At 43.5% G+C, this 418-nt stretch carries 1 protein-coding gene; it reads right to left on the reverse strand.

The annotated features are described in order from the left end of the window. On the reverse strand, positions 1 to 418 hold a 418-nt coding region (locus GWG67_RS38850; protein ID WP_275174914.1), incomplete at both ends, for an O-antigen ligase.

A 418-nucleotide genomic window follows, 5' to 3' on the forward strand; every position in this document is an offset into this window, starting at 1 on the left:
ACCTATCACCATGCCAATCAATAACGCTTGCATGAAATAGCGGTAATCGCCCGAAAGCGAGTAACTGTATTTCCATTGAATTAAAAAATTCATCAGCAAAAGAAAAACACCGACAATGCCGAGTTCAATACCGACGTTTAAATAACTATTATAAGAGAGACGCATATCACCGGTGGCCTGGGTTTTCTCGGGCGGTAATGTCGCGTAAGCCGTGTGGAAGCCACCGGTACCATGGCCAAGCCACGGCCGTTGTTTAAAAAGAAAATAAGCGTTTTTTATCGATTGAATACGAATGCCGACAGAAGTATTAGCTTCTCCTTTTTGATAGCGTTCGGTGTTTTGAACCAGTTCTGTAATCCGCCATCTAAACTGATCCGAAAAGTGATACGCCAGGCCGCTTAAAAGCACAGCCATAATG

The organism is Bradyrhizobium sp. CSS354, assembly GCF_029051725.1.
Classification (GTDB): domain Bacteria; phylum Pseudomonadota; class Alphaproteobacteria; order Rhizobiales; family Xanthobacteraceae; genus Bradyrhizobium.